We start from the raw sequence: 17145 nt of genomic DNA, 5'->3' as shown, positions 1-17145 counted from the left end.
TGGCCCTCCGAAGGCAACAGCCCCGCCCCAACCGTTCACCGGCGCACACGACCCCGCGGTACACCAGCCGAACCCACACAAACCAAGCGCGCACCACCCCCACCCCGCGACGCACATCCGGCAGCGGTCGTGGCCAACTCAGGAGATCCAGCCGGGCCGTGCCGGGCATCCGCACCAATGCCGCACTAACCCGCGGCGGCCGTCTACTGCGGGCAACAGATGTCCTGAGTTAGCCACACACACGGGCCCTGGTGCGAGGGCGCCCCGCGGGCGGCAGCGCCACATTCTTCGTCGGATACGTCGCGGGAACGGCGGGGGAGAGGTCCGTTGCCCTACCGCTGGGGGAAACCGTGCGGGAGGCTATGCAGAATGGGCTGAAGACGGTCGAGACGCTCCCGCTCGAGCTTCAGCGCCGTGGACTCCCGGCTTCGGCGCACCGCGGCGACCCCGGCCAGGAAGACCTCCGCCGGGACCTCTGGCTTCGGCGACACGAACGGGGCGGCCTCGGTGGACAGGCTGACTGCGAGGCGCAGCCGCGTAGCCGGAGTCAGCTTGTCGGCCTGGCGGAGAAACTGCGCGATGCGGCGGGACAGGCGATCGGGGAGACGCACAATGTCGACCGTCTGCGCCCAGGCCTCGAGCACGGGCGGCAGCGGGACGGTTCGATCAGTGAGGCGGGGCACCCGCTCGTGCTGGCTGTACGTGCCGGCCAGCAGGTCGCCCAGGCGTTTGGACTTGCTGTTCAGAAGCGCAGTGGTTGCGGCGATGCCGCCGAACGTCAAGTAGATCTCGATGATGCCCAGCAGGGCGCGGATGAACGCGTGGCGCAGCTGGATCGCGCCGCCGTCGTCGCGAACGATGCGGGCGCCGATGGCGAGCTTGCCCAGGGACCGTCCGCCGCTGGCCGTTTCGACGGCCATCGGCACGATGAGCAGGCAGACCACCAGGCCTGCGATCCCGAGCGCCCGTCCGAGTGCGTCGTCGATTGCCACGCCCGTGAGGCCGGCCACAAGAAAGGCCACCCCCAGGAAGAGGAGGATGTAGGCAACATAATCGATGATCGTTCCGGCGGCGCGCAGGATGATGCTGGCCGCCCTTACATCGAGGGCAACGGCCTCGCCGGTGACCAATTCCTGCTCGCTCCACGAATACTGGCCGTGATCGGCCACCTTGCCGGGCTGCTCCATGTCTACTATTAGAGCAGATGGACCTTGACGCATATTCAGCGGCGCACCGCGCCGAGTGGGACCGCCTGGCTGAGCTCGGTACGCAGCGGCGGCTCTCCGGCGCGCAGGCAGACGAGCTGATCGAGCGGTACCAGTCCGGCGCGACCCAGCTGTCGGCGATCAAGTCGACCGCCGGTTCGACGCTGGAGGGTGACCGGCTCTCGGTGGCGCTGTCCCGGGCGAGGCTGCGGTTCACGGGGGCGAGCGCGAACGTTGTTTCCCAGATCCCGAGCTTTTTCGTGCTGCAGTTGCCAGCCGCCCTCTACCGCCTACGGTGGCTGACCCTTGCCGTGGCGGTGGTGACGATTGTGGTCGCGGGCCTCTACGGTTTCTGGATCTCCGGCAACCCTGAGGCCCTGGCCGCCGTCGGCTCCGACGCCGAGCTGCAGAAACTCGTCAACGAGGATTTCGTCAACTACTATTCGGAGAATCCCGCGGCATCCTTCACCGGCTTGGTCTGGACCAATAACGCGTGGATCGCCGCCCAGGCCATCGCCTTTGGGATCCTCGGCGTCTACGTGCCCTACATCGTGCTGCAGAACGCGCAGAACGTCGGCATCACGGCCGCGGTTATGTTCGCCTACGGCAAGGGCGACGTGTTCTTCCTGTACATTGCACCGCACGGCATGCTCGAACTGACCGCTATTTTCGTGGCCGCGGCAGGTGGACTGCGCATCTTCTGGGCCTGGATCGCCCCGGGGGCCCGCACTCGCGCGCAGGCTTTGGCCGAGGATGCCCGCGCCCTCTCGACGGTGGCCATCGGTCTGGTCTTCGTGCTCTTCGTCTCCGGGGTGATCGAGGGTTTCGTCACCCCGGCCCCGTGGCCGTGGCCGGTGAAGATCGGGATCGGCGCGGCCGCCCTCCTCGCCTTCCTCGCCTACATGCTCGTGCTCGGCCGGCGTGCCGTGCGGGCGGGTGAGACCGGCGACCTGGCCGAATTCGAGGCCGGCAGCACTCGGATCTACGCGGCCTAGCACCTAGAGCCGGCCGGCGGCCTTGAGCGCGATATAGCGGTCGGCCAGTGCGGGTGGCAGGTCGGCGGGGGAGCCGGTGACGACCTCGGCGCCCTGGCGTCGGATGGCGGCCGAGACCCTGGCCACGTCGAGCAGTGCCCGTTCGGCGGCCGCCGCCCGGTAGATCTCCTCCCGGTTGCCGCGCGGGCGCGTGGCCTCCAGGGTGGTTGGGTCGGTGACGGATGCGACGATCACGGTGTTTCTGCGGGTCAACTGGGGGAGCACCGACAGCAGGGCGCTCGAGGCTCCGGCCGCGTCGATCGACGTGATCAGTACGACCAAGGCCCGGCGGCTCGTCACCGCGCGCACCTCCCCGGGAACGGCCGACCAGTCAGTCTCGATCAGCTCCGGCTCGATCAGGGCCATGGTGTCGACCATGCGCGAAAGGAGCTCCGCTCCCTGCGCACCCTGCACGCGGCCGCGCACCCGACGGTCGTAGGCGATGAAGTCCACGTGGTCGCCGGCCCCGGCCGCCAGCGCGGCGAGCAGCAGCGACGCCTCGAAAGCCGTGTCGAGGCGCGGCTCGTCGTCGATGCGCGCGGCCGAGGTGCGGCCGCTGTCGATCAGGATGACCACCCGGCGGTCCCGTTCGGGGCGCCAGGTGCGCACCATGACGTCGTTGTGCCGGGCCGTGGCCCGCCAGTCGATCGAGCGTACGTCGTCTCCGCGCACGTATTCGCGAATGGAGTCGAACTCGGTGCCCTGGCCGCGCACGAGCAGGCTGGTGCGCCCGTCGAGCTCCTTGAGTCGGGTCATGCGCGACGGCAGGTGCTTGCGCGAGTTGAAGGGCGGGAGCACCCGAATCTGGCCCGGTGCCCGGAGGGTGGCCTGACGGGCCCACAGCCCGAGCGGCCCGAACGAGCGCACCGTGACCTGGTCCACCCGGCGTTCACCGCGCCGGGTGGGCGTCATTCGCAGCGACACCAGCCGTCGTTCGCCAGGAGGTAGCACCAGCGGCGTGCGGTTGTTGCCCGTCCCGGCTGACGGCTGCCAGGCATCCCGCACCACCATGGTCAGTCGTCGACCCCCGGTGTTGGTCAGGTACAGGTCGCTCGTCACGCTTTCGCCCAGGCGCACCCGGGAGGGCATGCTGCGGGAGAGCACGATCTTCCGCGGCGATCCGGCCTGGGCCAGGTCCAGGATGCCGAGACCCACCAGGGCGAGCACCCATAGTCCCAGCACGGCCGTCGCCATCCCCGGGGTACTCCCGAGTATCACGATCGGCACGACGCCGAGCGCGAGGAGGGCAACGAACCGACCGGTGAGCGTCACTTAGATCGGCACCTGCACCTGGGCGAGCACGGCACGCAGGATCGCGTCCACGGACACGCCCTCGAGTTCCGCCTCCGGCCGCAGCTGCACGCGGTGCCGCCAGACCGGCAGCACCATCGCCTGCACATGGTCGGGGGTGATCGAGTCATAGCCGCTCAGCCAGGCCCACGCCTTGGCCGCGGCGAGGAGTGCGGTCGTGCCGCGCGGGCTGACGCCGAGCTTGACCGACGGGCTGCTTCTCGTTGCGCGGGCCAGGTCGACGATGTAGGCGAGAACGTCCGGACTCGCGCCCACGGATGCCACGGCGGCCTGGGCCGTCTTCAGCTCCTCCGCGCCGAGAACCGCGGTGACGCCCGCACCGGCCAGATCGCGGGGGTTGAAGCCCTCGGCGTGGCGCCGCAGCACCTCGAATTCCGCGTCGCGCTCCGGCACGTCGAGCACGAGCTTGAGCAGGAACCGGTCGAGCTGGGCCTCGGGCAGCGTGTAGGTGCCCTCATATTCGATCGGGTTCATGGTCGCCGCCACGATGAACGGGTCCGGTAGCGGGAGGGAGCGCCCGTCGACGCTGACCTGGCGTTCCTCCATCGCCTCAAGGAGGGCCGACTGGGTTTTCGGCGGGGTGCGGTTGATCTCGTCGGCCAGCAGGATGTTGGTGAAGACGGGGCCCTTGCGGAACTCGAAGTCGCCCACCCGGGCGTCGTAGACGAGTGAGCCGGTCACGTCGCCCGGCATCAGGTCCGGCGTGAACTGCACCCGTTTCGTCTCCAGGCTGAGCGAGTGGCTCAGGGACCGCACCAGGAGGGTCTTGGCGACGCCCGGCACACCCTCGAGCAGCACGTGGCCGCGGGCGAGCAGCGCGATGATCAGCCCGGTTACCGCGCCGTCCTGTCCGACGACGGCCTTGCCGACCTCGGTGCGGACTTGGGCGAGGGAGCCTCGCAGGGTATCGACATGGGTATGAGTGCTCATGAGTCCATTCTTCCGGGTGGCAGGGGCGTGGTCGCGCGGGCCGTGGCCCGTTCAATTTCCTGGATGCGGTCGGAGAGGGCGACGAGATCGGAGTCGGATGCCGGAACGGCGTCCACCAGCACGGTCCGAACGTCGGCCGGCGGCCGGTCGACCACGGTGGCCACCATGGCGATCACATCGTCGAGGCTCGCCAGCCGCGACAACCCGACCTGGCCGGCAAGGCGCTGCACGGCGCCCACCCGCAGTGCGTCGAGGGCGCGCAGACGGGCGTTGCTGCGCGCGTAGAGCCGGGCCCGTCCTTCCATCGTCTCGCTGGCCCGCACGGTGACCGGCAGGTTCTCGGCGACGAGAGGCCCGAAGCGCCGCCCACGCCAGACGGCCGCGGCCACGGTGACCAGCACCAGCAGGATCAGGGTCGGGGTGACCCAACCGGGCGTCAGTTCGCCGAGCGACGGCGTTCCGGTTCCCGGCACATCGGCGATCGTTGGCAGGTACCAGACGAGGTCGTCCCCCGCGCCCAGCAGGTTGAGTGCGAGAGCGGCATTGCCGGCCTGGCCGATCTTCTCGTTGCTGAACAGGGTGCCGTCGGCGAGCAGGGTGAGGGTCCGGTCGGCGGTTGCCTGTTCGACCAGGGCGAAGGCGTTCTCTCCCGAGGTGAAGCATCCGCTCAGCTCGGCGTCGTCGGCCGGGATCGTGAGTGTGGAGCCGCCGGGGGAGAGCTTGTCGGCCTTGACCGCGGCCGCGACCGTGCAGGCGGCACGGGACACCGCGGTCTGGGACACGCCGCCGAAGCCCACCGAGGGGATCAGCGTCTGCAGCGCCAGGAAATCGGGGGAGGCCACCACCGTGCGCGGGGCCAGGGCGGACATCGCGCTCAGCTGGTCGTCGGTGAGGTAGCCGCTCTCATCGAAGAAGAACACGGTGGGGTTGGCGGCGGCGCCGGCCAGGCTCCGCGCCTCCGCGAGGGTGTCGGCGGCGGTGACGTTGACACCCTGTCGGCGGAGTACCTCGACGAGCGCCCGCGCGCCGGCTGGGGCCGCGCTGTCGGCCTCGAGGGGCTTACCGCCCACGCCGCCGCCCGCAGCGAGGACGGTGCTGACGACGGCGACGATCAGTGCGCTGACGCCGGCGAGCAGCCAGTACCGCGCCCGGCGTCCGGCTTCGCGCAGGGTTGGTGTGGAGGAGACGGCGTTTTCGGCCGGCTGTGAGGCCGTTTGTGTGAGAAGACTCATGGCTGCTTCGTCGGGGCTGGGTCCTCGAGGTGCGGCGGCCGGGCGGCCCGCAGGTCGCTCTCGAGCGCCGCCAGGGCCAGGAAGCGCTGCTCGGTGCCGTCGGCCCCCAGGTAGCGCACCCCGTCGAAGAGCTCGGCCGCCTCGCTCAGTCGCACCCGTTCGCCGGGAAAGGCCTCGGCGGCCCGCGCCGCGAAGGAGTGCGCGGTGGTGCCCGGCGTCACGATCAGGATGGTGCGCTCGGACAGTCCGCGCGCCAGCGCCCGGAACATCTCGGCACTCGCCAGATTCCAGTCCCGGTGGGAGGCGGCGGCCAGCGCGGCACGACGCAGGTCGGCGGCGCCGCGACGGTCGTCGACGCCGAAGAGGTCCGACGCGAGCCGGCTGCGCCGGTTGAGCCGGGGCAGGCCGAAAATGAGGAGGGCGGCGACGACCAGGACCACCACGGCCACGGTCAGGAGCAGGGGCACCCAGGCGGCGAAACCGTCGGCCGAGGGCGCGGTGAGGGAGGCGAACCAGTCCAGAATCGATGTCGACAACCGGTCGAACCAGGTGGGCTTGGCGGCCTCGTAGGGAGCCTTGGCCAGCTCTTCCCGCAGCCACTTCCGCGCTTCGGGCGCGCCGGGATCGACCGGTATCGCCGCCCGGATCACCGTGTGGATGTGCGACCCTGCGATCATGCTCAGGCAGTCTCCGAGGCGTGTGCCGGCTTCGACCGGTAGGGGTCTACACCGGCGCCGGCGGCCGATTCGACGAATCGGGCCAGCTCAAGGTCGAGGCCTTCCTTGCGCATCCGCAGATCGATGTAGATCAGGGCGGTCGCGGCCGACTGCACCACGGCTGCTACGGCGCCGAGCACCAGGCCGATGAGGATGGTCAGAACGTACAGGATCACTGACGGGAGGTACGCATCGAAGGCGGCGTTCGGGTCGACCACGGAGATGGCGGCACCGAACAGGAGCGACAGCGGCGTCGTCACAATCTGGGAGACGACGTTCACGACCGTCGCGACCAAGAACTGCACGCCGAACGTGCGCCAGAAGTAGCCGCGGGTCAGCGACCAGGACCGCCCCACCGCCGCCCGGATGCCGAGCCGTTCCAACACGATCATGCTCGGCACGAGCGAGGTCTTCGTGAACAGCCAGATGCCGAGCGCGAGAAGGGCGACCGTACCGAGGATGCCGGTGACCACCGCCAGACCCACGCCCGCTCCGCCGAGGGAGACCAAGAACACCACCAGTCCGGCCACGAGGGCGATGGCCGCAATCAGGGCCGAACTCAGCATCAGGGTCCAGAGCACCAGCGGCCAGAGGCGCGGCAGCACGGCGCGCCACAGGGCGCCCAGCCGCAGCTTCTCTCCGAGCGTGGCCCGGGCCACCTCGATCACGATGACGCCCTGCAACAGAGCGGATGCGACCACCGCCAGAGCCAGCGGCACGATGGCCGAGAGCACAATGCTGAGGGTCGCGCCGGCCTCGAGCGCGTCGCGGTCCTCCAGTGGAGAGTTCTCCACCCGTGCGAGCGCGAAGTAGGAGACCAGACCCACGATGACGACGGCGATCAGGGCGACGCCCGCCTGAACGAGCAGCGCGCTGCCGAAGGTCGCCTTCGGGTTGCGACGCAGAACCTGGAACGGCGCCCACAGCAGGGTTCCGAAACCCAGCGGGCGCAGAGGGATCAGTCCCGGTCTGGGTGGGGGCGTCCAGGTCGGTGGGGGACCCCAGACCGGCGGCGTATTCGCGCCGGGAGCAGCGGTCGGTTTTGCCGGGGGCACAAAACCGGCGGGCGCGAGGGGCGGTTTTTGCTCGTCGCCGACCGGGATGCTGCGCCCGTCATCGGTCGGGGAGTGCCAGTTCTGCGGGTCGGTCACGAAACCTATGCTGGCATACCTCGGTGTGGAATGAGCGCGTTGAGCTTTCCTGCGGCGCCGTCGACTACTCTTGAGCCAGTGATTGCATGACTCACCGGGGTATTTTGGGTGACTGAGTGGAAAACGGTTTGATGAACGCACGCATTCTAGTCGTAGACGACGACACCGCGCTGGCCGAGATGATCGGCATAGTGCTGCACGCGGAGAGCTTCGAGCCGGTCTTCTGCGCCGACGGCTCCCTGGCCCTGGAGGTCTTTCGCGCCGTCAAGCCCGATCTGGTCCTGCTGGACCTGATGCTGCCCGGCCTCGACGGCATCGAGGTCTGCAGCCTGATCCGCGCCGAATCCGGCACGCCCATCATCATGCTGACCGCGCGAACCGACACGACGGATGTCGTGAAGGGCCTCGAGTCCGGCGCTGACGATTACATGGTCAAGCCGTTCAACCCGAAGGAACTGGTCGCCCGGATCCGCACGCGCCTGCGCCCGATTTCATCGGAGACCCCCGCCAACCTGCAGATCGGGGACCTAGTCGTCGATGCCGCCGGGCACGAGGTGCGGCGCGGTTCGCGGCAGATCAACCTCACCCCGCTCGAATTCGACCTGCTGCTGGCACTCGCGTCCAAGCCCCAGCAGGTCTTTACCCGGGAAATGCTCCTGGAGCAGGTCTGGGGCTACCACTACAAGGCGGACACCCGCCTCGTCAACGTGCACGTGCAGCGTTTGCGCGCCAAGGTCGAAGACGACCCGGACAACCCGCGCATCGTCATGACGGTGCGCGGGGTCGGCTATCGGGCCGGCGCGGCCGGCTAGGTTCCTCGTGTTCGGTGGCACCGGTAACGACCGCAGCGTGTGGCGGGACTGGCGGGACTGGCGGGACTGGCCGGCCAGGATCGGCGGACTGTGGCGTTCCTCGCTGCAGTTCCGCACGGTGACCATCACGGTGGCGCTGTCCGGGATGGCCATCATGGTGGTCGGGGTCTACATCTCCGCGAGTGTGGGCAACGACCTGTTTCAATCAAGACTGAACCAGGTGCTCGTCGACTCGAACCGGGCCACGACCGCCGCCCAGGGCATCTTCGACGCCTCCGACGCCGCGGACCGGGTGGAGGTGCAGACCCTGGTGGGCTCCGCCCGCACCCTGATTACCGCGGCATCCTCGTCCCAGATGATCGCCATCTTCCGGTCTCCCGGGCAGGACGCCTCCACTGTGGCGCCGCAGGACTCCTCGTCATTCGGTGATTCGACCGGCGTGATCACGCCCGCTCTCCGCCTCCAGGTGCAGGAGAAAGCCGGGGAGCAGTTTTGGCAGTCGGTGACGCTTGCGACGGATGACGGCGCGCTGGTTCCCGGCATCGTCGTCGGTTCCCAGCTCACCGTGCCGGTCGCCGGCCGGTACGAGCTGTACATCGGGTACAGCCTGGCCGACGCCGAGGCAACCCTGGCTTTCGTGCAGCGAACCCTCGGCATCGCCGGCCTGGTGCTGATCCTTCTGATCGGTGGCGTGACCTGGATTGTAGTGCGCTTCGTGGTCACCCCGATCCGCGTGGCCGCGGCCACCAGCGCGCGGCTGGCCTCCGGTGACCTCGGCGTGCGCATCCCGGAAAAAGGTGAAGACGTCATCGCGACGCTGGCCCGGTCCTTCAACGGCATGGCGGACAGCCTGCAGAGCCAGATCAAGGAACTCGCCGACCTGTCCGAGGTGCAGCAGCGCTTCGTGTCGGACGTCTCGCACGAGCTGCGCACCCCGCTGACGACGATCCGGTTGGCCGGCGACGTTCTCTATGACCACCGTGCCACGTTCCCGCCGGCGGTCGAACGCACGGCCGAGCTCCTGCACACGCAGGTCGAGCGCTTCGAGCTGCTGCTGAGCGACCTGCTCGAGATCAGCAAATACGACGCCGGGTCGGTGCAGCTGGAGACTGAGCCCACGAACCTGGTGCACCTGGCCGAGGACGCCATCGAAGGGTTGCGCTCGCTCGGCGACTCCGAGGGCACGGTGCTGACCCTGGTGGCACCGGGCGGGCACCTCGACGCGGACGTCGATCCCCGCCGCATCCGCCGCATCATGCACAACCTGATCGGCAATGCCATCGAGCACGGAGAGGGCAAGCCGATCATCGTGTCCGTCGACAGCAACGAGAGCGCGGTGGCCCTGTCGGTGCGCGACTACGGCATGGGTATGAGCCAGGCCGAGATGGCCCACGTTTTCGACCGGTTCTGGCGGGCCGACCCGTCGCGCAAGCGCACCATCGGCGGCACCGGCCTCGGCCTGTCGATCTCCCTCGAAGACGCCGTCGTGCACGGCGGCTGGCTGCAGGTCTGGTCGCACCCGGGGGAGGGGTCGTGCTTCCGGCTGACCCTGCCGCGCAGCGCGAACGGAACGCTGTCGAGCTCGCCGAGCCCGCTGCCCCCGGCCGATGCAGGCGGCGGCACGGCCGCCGGAGAAACGGGAGGGCACTATGCGTAGTCGAACCCGGATGTTCGCTGGCCTGGTCGCGCTCGCGGTGGCCCTGACCGGATGCGCGGGAATCCCGCGCGACGGAGGCGTGCGCGCGGGGCAGACCGTGCAGCCCGGCGCCACCCCGGCACCCGTGTTCCTGCCCTCGCGACCGCAGAAGGACGCCACCCCCGAGGCGATCCTGCGCGGCTTCATCGACGCGGCGACGAGCCCCGACAACGACTACGCGATAGCGCGGGAGTTCCTGGCTCCGAACTACAGCAGCTCCTGGGAGCCCGACTCCGGGGTGACCATCGACGACGCCACCGGGCGCAGCATCGTCTCCGTCGGCGAGGGTCAGATGCAGTTCTCGGTGAATCCGGTCGCCGAGGTGGATGAGCGCGGCGAGTACCGCGAGGTCGAGTCGCCCACCGCGGTGGCGTTGCGCTACCAGTTCGTGCAGGTCGGCGGCCAGTGGCGCATCGGCGCGGCCCCGAACGGCACGGTCGTCGATCGGAATATCTTTCAAGATGTCTTCACCGCCCAGGCGCTCTACTTCTTCGACCCGGGCTTTAGCTACCTGGTGCCCGATCTGCGCTGGTACCCGCGCAGTGGGGCTACTCTGACGAAGATCGTCAACGGACTGCTCGACGGCCCGAGCCCCTGGTTCACCGGAGCCGTCGTGACGGCGTTCCCCGACGGCACCAAGCTCACCGCCGATGCCGTGCAGGTCATCGCCAGGGACGCCAAGGTCGACCTCAACAGCGAAGCGCTGAACGCCGACCGGGTCACCCTGCAGCGAATGAAGGCCCAACTGTCCAACAGCCTTCCGCCCGGGCTGTCCGCCACCATCACCGTCAACCGCAACCTGCAGGACATCGCCGAGTTGAGTGCGAACGCCCCGACCGCGAATTCCCGCGTCGACGCCCGGGCGCTGATCCTGCGCGAGGGCGAATTCGGATTCCTGGCGGCAAGCGGTTCCTCGATCAGCCCGATCGCCGGATTGTCCGGCTCGATCGTCGCCCTGGACCCGACCTCCGTCACCCTCTCGCCCGGTCAGACCGCGGCCGCCGTGCTGACGGGAACGGGAGTGTACGGCGTCAGGGTCGGTGACGACCCGGTGCAGCTCGATCCCCGCCAGGGGCTGATCGCGCCTGCCATCGACAATTACGGCTTCGTCTGGTCGGTGCCCGCCGCCCGCCCCGGTGAACTGTTCGTGTACGGCCCGAACGGCGAAGCGACCGCCGTCCCTACACCGTGGCCGGAAGTCTCGGCGATCCAGTCGTTGCGCGTGTCGCGGGACGGCACTCGGCTGATCGCCCTGCTCCAGTCGGGCAAGGACAGCCGATTTGTCGTCAGCGCCATCACCCGGGACAAGAGCACCCCGGTCGCGCTGGGCGACGCGGTGCTTCTGGCCGCGCCGGGAGGCACGGCCGTGGACGCGGCCTGGATCGACGAACTCACCGTGGCCTGCCTGACCCGCCTCCCCAGCGGTGAGGGACGGATCGTGGCCTTGCAGCTGGGTGGACTCACCACGCGCCTCGAGTCCGCGCCGGACAGCGTCACCATGGTCGGCAGCAACAACCTGCGCGACCTGCGTGCGCTCTCGTCCACGGGCGGTCTCCTGGTGCAGCGCGGTGCCGGCTGGCAGGAACGACTCGGCGGTGTCACCCTCCTGGCCACCCAGCAGGGCATCGGCGGGTAGCCCCTCCACCGATCGTGCGGAAGCCGGTTCTGCACCGGTTCGAGCCCCGCGCCCGGGCCGGCCGGGCCTGGCCCCACGATGGCGGGATGCGCCCTCCAGCCGGCCTCTCCCGGGCTGCCCTCGACGCGTGGGCAGTTCTGATGCCCACCGAGTGCAGCGGCTGCGGCATGCCCGACCGGGCCCTGTGCGGGGTCTGCCGGGCAGCCCTGGCACCGCGGGCGCACAGCTCCGAACGATCGGGTGTCCTGGTGTGGTCCGCTTTGGACTACTCCGGCGTGGCCAGGCGGGTCCTGGGAGCGTTCAAGGACGGTGGCCGAACGGATGCCGCCGGCGCGCTGGCCGGTCCGCTCCGGGTCGCCGTGGCTGCGGCGCTGGCCACCATACCGGAGGGTGCCGGGGTGCACCTCGTGACCGTCCCCTCGTCACAGCAGGCGTGGCGCATCCGTGGCTATCACCCGGTGGAGCTGCTGCTCCGTCACTCGGGGCTCCGGCCGACTCGGTTGCTCCGTACCGTGGGCGAGACGCAGGACCAGGTCGGACTGGGCAGCGCAGAGCGAGGCCGGAATCGAACGGGTTCGCTGGTCGCGAACCGGTCGCTGTCCGGCCTCCGTATCCTGGTCGTCGACGACATCCTGACCACTGGGGCAACCGTGCTCGAGGTGCGACGTGCCCTGCTCGCTGCGGGCGGCGAGGTCGTCGGCGTGGCCACTCTGGCGGAAACACGGCGTCGTTTCCCCGTTGCCGAAAGTACATCGAAAACAGATTGACAAAAGGCTGTGACTTATCCGGCGCGCACGGCTACGGTGGGTCGTGAAGGCGCGTAATAATCGCCCAGATACGGGCGGTTCGCCAGATCTGGAGGTCGTCATGGAAATTAACATCGTTGGACGAAACCTAGGGATCACTGATCGTTTCCGCGAGTATGCCACCGAGAAGGCCGAGAAGGTCGCCGGTCTTGCCGAGAAGGCGCTGGCTCTCGAGATCAAGCTGAGTCGCCACCGGGAGAAGAACGGTGCCACGGGCAACGACAGGGTCGAACTGACCCTGATCGGCAAGGGGCCGATTGTTCGAGCCGAAGCCGACGGCTCCGACAAGTACGCGGCGTTCGACGTCGCCCTGGGGCGGTTGCTCGAACGGGTGCGCCGTGCCAAGGACCGCCAGAAGCTGCACCGCGGCGGGGCCCACCGTCCCATCTCGTTGCACGACGCGGCATCCGTCGATTTCAGCGTGGTCGACATCAAGCCGGCCGACGCCGAGGTGCTCGAGCGGGTGCGCACCGGAGCAATCCCCGTCGTGAACGCGGAGACGCCGGCAACCGAAGAACCGGACGACGTCTACAACCCTGTCGTCATCCGCCGCAAGGTTTTTGCGGCCGCACCGATGACCGTCGACGACGCCCTCTACTTCATGGAACTCGTCGGCCACGACTTCTACCTGTTCCAGGATGCCGTAACCAAGCGTCCGAGCGTCGTCTACCGTCGCAAGGGCTGGGACTACGGCGTGATCGAACTTGACGAGAACGCCGATGAGGCCGGGGAGGTCGTGCCGCCCTCCCGGGAGCGCAGCAACTGACCATCTAGCCTTGTTATAGTTGCCGCATGCCGGACGCTGTGAGCGTGCGGCAACGACGACAGGCGTGTGCACACGCCGTGACGACTAGTGGAGTGCATTCGTGGCCTCAATTCTGGAAAAAGTACTTCGTGTTGGTGAAGGGCGTCTGCTGCGCCGTCTCGAGCAGTATGCGAAGGCCACCAATGCGTTGGAAGATGACTTCAGCCACCTCACCGATGAGGAGTTGAAGAACGAGACCGTGGTGTTGCGTGAGCGCTACTCGGGCGGTGAGTCGCTGGACGACTTACTGCCCGAGGCGTTCGCCGCCGTGCGTGAAGCCTCGACCCGCACCCTGGGACTGCGCCACTTTGATGTGCAGCTGATGGGCGGGGCGGCCCTGCACCTCGGCAACATCTCCGAAATGAAGACCGGTGAGGGCAAGACCCTCGTGGCCACGACGGCGGCCTACCTGAACGCCATCACCAGCCGCGGCGTGCACATCATCACGGTCAACGATTACCTCGCCAGCTACCAGAGCGAGCTGATGGGTCGCGTGTTCCGTGCCCTCGGCATGACCACCGGCTGCATCCTGTCCGGCCAGACGCCGGCCCAGCGCCACGAGCAGTACCTGGCCGACATCACCTACGGCACGAACAACGAGTTCGGGTTCGACTACCTGCGCGACAACATGGCCTGGCAGTCCTCCGACATGGTGCAGCGCGGGCACTACTTCGCCATCGTCGATGAGGTCGACTCGATCCTGATCGACGAGGCGCGCACGCCCCTGATCATCTCCGGTCCTGCCTCCGGCGAGGCCAACCGTTGGTTCACCGAGTTCGCGAGCCTGTCGACCAAGCTCATCCCCGACGTCGACTTCGAGGTCGACGAGAAGAAGCGCACCGTGGGCGTGCTGGAACCCGGCATCGAAAAGGTCGAGGACTACCTCGGCATCGACAACCTCTACGAGTCCGCGAACACCCCGCTGATCTCCTTCCTGAACAATGCGATCAAGGCCAACGCCCTGTTCAAGAAAGACAAGGACTACGTCGTGATGAACGGCGAGGTGCTGATCGTCGATGAGCACACCGGGCGCATCCTGATGGGCCGTCGCTACAACGAGGGTATCCACCAGGCGATCGAGGCCAAGGAGGGCGTCGCGGTCAAGGCGGAGAACCAGACCCTGGCGACGGTCACCCTGCAGAACTACTTCCGGCTCTACTCGAAGCTGTCCGGCATGACTGGTACCGCGGAGACCGAGGCGGCCGAGTTCATGAGCACGTACAAGCTCGGCGTGGTGTCCATCCCCACGAACAAGCCGATGAAGCGTATCGACCAGTCCGACCTGATCTACAAGAACGAAGAGGCAAAGTTCGGCCAGGTCGTCGAGGATATCGTCGCCCGGCACGAAAAGGGGCAGCCGGTCCTGGTCGGAACGACGAGCGTCGAGAAGAGCGAATACCTGTCGCGCTTGCTCGCCAAGAAGGGCGTGCGGCACGAGGTGCTCAACGCCAAGAACCACGCCCGGGAGGCCGCGATCGTCGCGCAGGCCGGACGCCTGGGCTCGGTGACCGTCGCAACCAACATGGCCGGTCGAGGCACAGACGTCATGCTCGGCGGCAACGCCGAGTTCCTCGCCGTCGCCCAGATGAACGCGAAAGGCCTGAGCCCGGTCGAAACCCCCGAGGACTACGAGACCGCTTGGGACGACGTGTTCGACGCCGTCAAGGCCGAGGTCGCCGTGGAAGCTGCGAAGGTCGTCGACGCCGGCGGCCTGTACGTGCTCGGCACCGAACGGCACGAGTCGCGCCGCATCGACAACCAGCTGCGCGGTCGCAGCGGACGCCAGGGTGACCCGGGCGAGAGCCGCTTCTACCTGTCGCTGACCGACGACCTGATGCGCCTCTTCAACGCCGGCGCCGCCGAGAGCCTGATGGGCCGCCAGGGGATTCCCGACGACATGGCGATCGAATCCAAGGTCGTCAGCCGAGCCATCCGTAGCGCGCAGGCGCAGGTCGAGGGCCGCAACGCCGAGATCCGCAAGAACGTGCTCAAGTATGACGACGTTCTGAACCGTCAGCGCGAGGCGATCTACGGCGACCGCCGGCACATCCTGGAGGGCGACGACCTCCACGAGCGCACGCAGCGCTTTCTGGAAGACGTCGTCGACGAGGTCCTCGAGGTGCACACAGGCGAAGGCAACGGCGACGACTGGGACTTCGATGCCCTGTGGACCGAGCTCAAGACGCTGTACCCGGTGGGACTGACCATTGACGAGGTCGTCGCCGAGGCCGGCAACCGCGGCAAGATCAACCGCGACTTCATGCGCCGTGAGATTCTCTCGGATGCCAAGGTCGCTTACCTGCACCGAGAAGAGTCGCTGGGTTCACCGGCGATGCGTGAACTCGAGCGCCGCGTCGTCTTGTCGGTCATCGACCGCCGCTGGCGCGAGCACCTTTACGAGATGGACTATCTGAAGGACGGCATCGGCCTGCGCGCCATGGCCCAGCGCGACCCCCTGGTGGAGTACCAGCGCGAGGGCTTCGTCATGTTCCAGCAGATGATGGGCCAGATCCGCGAGGAGACCGTCGGTTTCCTGTTCAACCTCGAGGTCGAGGTCAGCCAGGCCCCCGGCGCCGTCGCCGGTCCCATCGTCGCCGCCAAGGGACTCGCCCCGGCCGCGGCCGCGGGTGAGAAGCTCAGCTACACCGCCCCGAGCGATTCGGGCGGAGTCGAAGTACGCAACCAGCGCGGACAGATCCAGCAGGCCGCTACCGACCGTGCCCGCCGGGCGAGCGCCGCGGCCCCCGCCGATGAGGCGGAGACGGACGTGGTGGCCGGACCGCCCCAGCGCGGCGCGTTCGGCCAGCGCGGCGACGACTCGAAGCCCGTTCCGGTCAATCGCTCCGAACGGCGCGCTCAGGGCAAGAAGTAGCCCGGTCAGGTCCGTGCGCCTTCATCGAACGATGGAGGCGCTCCCGGAGCCCAGAGCCGCCCGCACCGCGTGGATGCCGTTCATCACGGCGGGGCTCTGCGTCCGGTAAGCGAATTCGACGGAGATTCTCGGATGAAACTGCCTTTTCGGAGTTTTTAGGGTCGATTCCGGCGAAATCTCCGTCGAATTCGTTCGGGCTGCGCGGCGGAGTTCGACGGGGATCCGAACCGCTCGAGCGCCGCCGCGCATCCGGCGGGTCTTGTGGCCAGCATGGGAGAATCGACCCGCCGGGCCGGACCTCCGCGCTGGTCCCGCACTGGTCCGCAGCGGTCACACACGTTCGAGTCGCGTCGCGGTTCACTGCGCGCCTACCTCGGCAGTGGGAACAATCCCCCAGTAGCGCGCCCCCGGGGCGAGGGCTCATTTCTCCCGCGGAGCCGGTTGTCACAACACGTTGATAGCGCTGGCCCGCCAGCGTTGGTCCATTCCTTCCAGGCGCAGGGCCACGGCGCGAACGCGAACCTTACTGTGCACCATCACGACGGCCTCGATCACGCCGTCTCGCGGCTCGGAAATCGTGACCCGCCCGATCGTGAACGCGGGCCGCTGGGCCTTCTGCCCCTTGACGGCGCGCGCCCGTGCCGAGAGCACCACCCGTTTCAGCAGGTGCCGGTAAACGTCGTCGCTGACCCACCGGGCGAGCTGGTCGAGCTCTCGGGCGCCGGCAAGCACCTCGATCACGCAGCGGGTGAGGTTGATCAGCAGTGGCTCCGGGTCTGGCAGCTGGTCCCTGCTGCTCGGTTGGTGGCCGAAGAAGTCGTCCTGGACGAACTTGTTGTCCCTTGACCGGGGTTGGCGTGCCGGGGTGTTGGCTGGATCGCTCATGACTCCTCCGAGGTGCGTGAGTCCGCTGCCGGCGGCACACCTGCCGTGGCAATC

General features: G+C 68.4%; 14 protein-coding genes. 7 read left to right on the top strand and 7 right to left on the bottom strand.

Annotated elements, in window-relative coordinates:
• Window positions 1-332: 332 nt before the first annotated feature.
• A complete protein-coding gene (locus E3T25_RS08540; RefSeq protein ID WP_134373642.1) occupies window positions 333-1187 on the bottom strand; it encodes an RDD family protein in 855 nt (284 codons plus the stop codon).
• A 17-nt stretch (window positions 1188-1204) separates the two neighbouring features.
• On the opposite strand from E3T25_RS08540, the gene E3T25_RS08535 reads away from it, so the two are divergent.
• Window positions 1205-2200 carry a stage II sporulation protein M gene (locus E3T25_RS08535; protein WP_134373640.1) on the top strand — a complete coding sequence of 332 codons (996 nt, stop codon included), beginning with the start codon at window positions 1205-1207 and terminating at the stop codon, window positions 2198-2200.
• A 3-nt stretch (window positions 2201-2203) separates the two neighbouring features.
• Here E3T25_RS08535 and E3T25_RS08530 read toward each other — a convergent pair whose 3' ends face one another.
• From E3T25_RS08530 to E3T25_RS08510, 5 genes are read right to left on the bottom strand one after another with little or no spacing between them, the layout of a single operon-like run.
• Window positions 2204-3511, bottom strand: a complete 1308-nt coding sequence (locus tag E3T25_RS08530; protein WP_104099839.1) for a DUF58 domain-containing protein — start codon at window positions 3509-3511, stop codon at window positions 2204-2206.
• Window positions 3512-4480 carry an AAA family ATPase gene (locus E3T25_RS08525; protein ID WP_134373638.1) on the bottom strand — a complete coding sequence of 323 codons (969 nt, stop codon included), beginning with the start codon at window positions 4478-4480 and terminating at the stop codon, window positions 3512-3514. It lies immediately after the preceding gene.
• On the bottom strand, window positions 4477-5712 hold the full coding sequence (locus tag E3T25_RS08520; protein ID WP_134373636.1) for a DUF4350 domain-containing protein: 1236 nt from the start codon (window positions 5710-5712) through the stop codon (window positions 4477-4479). Before E3T25_RS08520 ends, E3T25_RS08525 begins: the two co-directional genes overlap by 4 nt.
• A complete protein-coding gene (locus E3T25_RS08515) occupies window positions 5709-6389 on the bottom strand; it encodes a DUF4129 domain-containing protein (RefSeq protein WP_134373634.1) in 681 nt (226 codons plus the stop codon). Before E3T25_RS08515 ends, E3T25_RS08520 begins: the two co-directional genes overlap by 4 nt.
• Window positions 6390-6391: 2 nt before the next feature.
• On the bottom strand, window positions 6392-7579 hold the full coding sequence (locus E3T25_RS08510; RefSeq protein WP_134373632.1) for a hypothetical protein: 1188 nt from the start codon (window positions 7577-7579) through the stop codon (window positions 6392-6394).
• Between the two features lie 131 nt (window positions 7580-7710).
• Between E3T25_RS08510 and mtrA the strand changes: the two genes are divergently transcribed.
• The 6 genes from mtrA (at window position 7711) to secA (ending at window position 16206) form a co-directional block, all read left to right on the top strand.
• Window positions 7711-8391: an MtrAB system response regulator MtrA gene (gene mtrA, locus E3T25_RS08505; protein WP_104099844.1), complete on the top strand. Its 681-nt coding sequence runs from the start codon at window positions 7711-7713 to the stop codon at window positions 8389-8391.
• A gap of 7 nt (window positions 8392-8398) precedes the next feature.
• Window positions 8399-10048, top strand: coding sequence for an MtrAB system histidine kinase MtrB (mtrB, locus tag E3T25_RS08500; protein ID WP_241980750.1), 1650 nt, complete (start codon window positions 8399-8401; stop codon window positions 10046-10048).
• Window positions 10041-11723: an LpqB family beta-propeller domain-containing protein gene (locus tag E3T25_RS08495; RefSeq protein WP_158250220.1), complete on the top strand. Its 1683-nt coding sequence runs from the start codon at window positions 10041-10043 to the stop codon at window positions 11721-11723. Before mtrB ends, E3T25_RS08495 begins: the two co-directional genes overlap by 8 nt.
• 86 nt (window positions 11724-11809) lie before the next feature.
• On the top strand, window positions 11810-12490 hold the full coding sequence (locus tag E3T25_RS08490) for a ComF family protein (RefSeq protein WP_104099846.1): 681 nt from the start codon (window positions 11810-11812) through the stop codon (window positions 12488-12490).
• Window positions 12491-12590: 100 nt separating this feature from the next.
• The gene (gene hpf / locus E3T25_RS08485) at window positions 12591-13295 is read left to right on the top strand and encodes a ribosome hibernation-promoting factor, HPF/YfiA family (protein WP_104099847.1); all 705 of its coding nucleotides are present in this window, start codon (window positions 12591-12593) and stop codon (window positions 13293-13295) included.
• 100 nt (window positions 13296-13395) lie between these two features.
• The gene (secA, locus tag E3T25_RS08480; protein ID WP_104099848.1) at window positions 13396-16206 is read left to right on the top strand and encodes a preprotein translocase subunit SecA; all 2811 of its coding nucleotides are present in this window, start codon (window positions 13396-13398) and stop codon (window positions 16204-16206) included.
• A gap of 444 nt (window positions 16207-16650) precedes the next feature.
• On the opposite strand, the gene E3T25_RS08475 is transcribed toward secA, so the two are convergent.
• Window positions 16651-17091, bottom strand: a complete 441-nt coding sequence (locus E3T25_RS08475) for an Rv3235 family protein (RefSeq protein ID WP_233191219.1) — start codon at window positions 17089-17091, stop codon at window positions 16651-16653.
• Between the last annotated feature and the right edge of the window lie 54 nt (window positions 17092-17145).

Origin of the sequence: Cryobacterium sandaracinum (assembly GCF_004403415.1) — a bacterium.
In the GTDB taxonomy this organism is placed as follows: Bacteria; Actinomycetota; Actinomycetes; order Actinomycetales; family Microbacteriaceae; genus Cryobacterium; species Cryobacterium sandaracinum.
This window is presented reverse-complemented; position numbering and strand designations above follow the sequence as displayed.

Coding starts and splice junctions, on each gene's coding strand:
- E3T25_RS08540 (WP_134373642.1), bottom strand. CDS start 1,187: ATGGAGCAGCCCGGCAAGGTGGCCGATCACGGCCAGTATTCGTGGAGC.
- E3T25_RS08535 (WP_134373640.1), top strand. CDS start 1,205: ATGGACCTTGACGCATATTCAGCGGCGCACCGCGCCGAGTGGGACCGC.
- E3T25_RS08525 (WP_134373638.1), bottom strand. CDS start 4,480: ATGAGCACTCATACCCATGTCGATACCCTGCGAGGCTCCCTCGCCCAA.
- E3T25_RS08520 (WP_134373636.1), bottom strand. CDS start 5,712: ATGAGTCTTCTCACACAAACGGCCTCACAGCCGGCCGAAAACGCCGTC.
- E3T25_RS08515 (WP_134373634.1), bottom strand. CDS start 6,389: ATGATCGCAGGGTCGCACATCCACACGGTGATCCGGGCGGCGATACCG.
- mtrA (WP_104099844.1), top strand. CDS start 7,711: ATGAACGCACGCATTCTAGTCGTAGACGACGACACCGCGCTGGCCGAG.
- E3T25_RS08495 (WP_158250220.1), top strand. CDS start 10,041: ATGCGTAGTCGAACCCGGATGTTCGCTGGCCTGGTCGCGCTCGCGGTG.
- E3T25_RS08490 (WP_104099846.1), top strand. CDS start 11,810: ATGCGCCCTCCAGCCGGCCTCTCCCGGGCTGCCCTCGACGCGTGGGCA.
- hpf (WP_104099847.1), top strand. CDS start 12,591: ATGGAAATTAACATCGTTGGACGAAACCTAGGGATCACTGATCGTTTC.
- E3T25_RS08475 (WP_233191219.1), bottom strand. CDS start 17,091: ATGAGCGATCCAGCCAACACCCCGGCACGCCAACCCCGGTCAAGGGAC.